The following is a 1794-nucleotide window of genomic DNA, read 5'->3' on the forward strand; positions in this document are numbered from 1 at the left end:
GCTGTACGTGGCCCAGCAGGTGCTGAGCCACGTACAGCCGGGGGGGGGGGGGGGGGGGGGGGGGGGGGGGGGGGGGGGGGGGGGGGGGGGGGGGGGGGGGGGGGGGGGGGGGGGGGGGGGGGGGGGGGGGGGGGGGGGGGGGGGGGGGGGGGGGGGGGGGGGGGGGGGGGGGGGGGGGGGGGGGCCGGGCGCGACGGCCGCGGTCCAACACCTTCCGCGCCCGCATTCACACACCCGCGTTGTAAGTTCTCCCGGTGATACGACTTCTGCGTTCCTTCCTCGCCGTGGCGGAGGAGCTGCACTTCACGCGGGCCGCCGCCCGGCTGTACGTGGCCCAGCAGGTGCTGAGCCGTGATGTGCGCCGCCTGGAGAAGGAGTTGGGGGCCGAGCTCTTCTCGCGTACGACCCGTCAGGTCACGCTCACCGCCGACGGGGAGCGGCTCCTGCCGCACGCGCGGCGGGTGCTTGCCGCCCAGGACGACCTGCTCGCCGCGTTCGCCGGGCCGGGCCGTCCGCTCCTGGTCGATCTGAACAGTCCGGGCCTGGTCTCCGGACGGATTCTGGCGCGGGCCCGCGAACTCGTCCCCGAGTGTGAGCTGATGGCCCGCTACGAGAGCGGCCTCACCGGCGCCGCCGCCGAGATGATCGCCGGACGCCTGGACGTCTCCTTCGGCAGGTACGCCGGTCTCGATCCCGCCCTGCGCTCGGCCCTCGCCCATCAGCCCGTGCGGTACGAACCGATGGCGGTGCTGCTCCCCGAGAGCCACCCCCTGGCGGAACTCGACGCGGTGCCGCTGGCGGCGCTCGCCGGGGAGAGTGTCTACGCCGGGGCCGGAAACCCCCGTACACCGGAGTGGACCGACCTCGCGCACCGGCTCTTCGAGGGGCGCGGCATCGCCGTCGCCGATCCCGCGCCGCTCGCCGTGGGGCCGGAGGAATTCGGGCGCATCATGGCGAAGAGGCGAATTCCGGTCCTGGCCGTAGTGGACTTTCCGGCCATGCCGGGTGCCGTGCTGCGCCCGTTGGTCGACCCCGTGCCGCTCTCGCCCGTGTCACTCGTGTGGCGAAAGGGGCTGATTCATCCTGGTGTGACGGCATTGCGGACCGCCGCCGCAGAGCTCGCCGCCGCCGAGAACTGGCTGTTGAGACCCGGTCAGGGCTGGGTTCCGGCCATCGATGCACAAATGATGTGTGGGCAGAACTGACTGAGAACAACGCCTGTCACTCCGGTGCGCTACATTCATTGCTCGGGTGCGATGTGATAAGGGGAGCGCTCGGAGCGGGTGGGGGCCCGGTCCGGACGGCGAGTACCCGGAGTCGTTTCGCGCACCCGGTCCATTGAGTGGGGGGTTGTGCGTACGCATGGAAACGTGGCGAGAAGATGCCCTGCCGGAACACACCCATGATCCGAACGAAGTCACCGTTCAGATCGACGGAGTGGGGCGCCACCTGGCGGACCTGGTTCCCGACGCGGGCCCCGAAGGGGCGGCCGACGGACCGGTCTTCGTCGACGAGACGGGCCGCCGCGGCCGGAGGTACCGGCGCATAGGCATGTTCGTCGGCCTGCTCTGCGCGGTCTATGCCGTGGCCATCGCCGCCACGCTGCTCTCCGGCAATTCGWGCGCGCCCTGGGTCCCGATAACGGACCCCAACGACGGCAAGCCCGCGAGCAAGGTGGACACCCCGGGCCGCCCCGCGGACGCCCCGAACCCCTCCGCCTCGGCGGACTCGTCCCCCTCGCCCGGTGCGACCGACGGCGACGGCGCCACCCCGGGACCGGGCGAGGGGGACGAG

At 73.2% G+C, this 1794-nt stretch carries 1 protein-coding gene and 1 pseudogene; both read left to right on the forward strand.

Translation table 11 applies throughout. The features are described 5' to 3' along the window. Positions 1 to 254 precede the first annotated feature (254 nt). On the forward strand, positions 255 to 1205 hold the full coding sequence (locus tag AB8Z36_RS38410) for a LysR family transcriptional regulator (RefSeq protein ID WP_369217996.1): 951 nt from the start codon (positions 255 to 257) through the stop codon (positions 1203 to 1205). A 157-nt stretch (positions 1206 to 1362) separates the two neighbouring features. Further along, positions 1363 to 1794: pseudogene (locus AB8Z36_RS38415) on the forward strand (hypothetical protein); the annotation flags it as partial.

The organism is Streptomyces flavofungini (assembly GCF_041028215.1).
Lineage (GTDB): Bacteria > Actinomycetota > Actinomycetes > Streptomycetales > Streptomycetaceae > Streptomyces > Streptomyces flavofungini_B.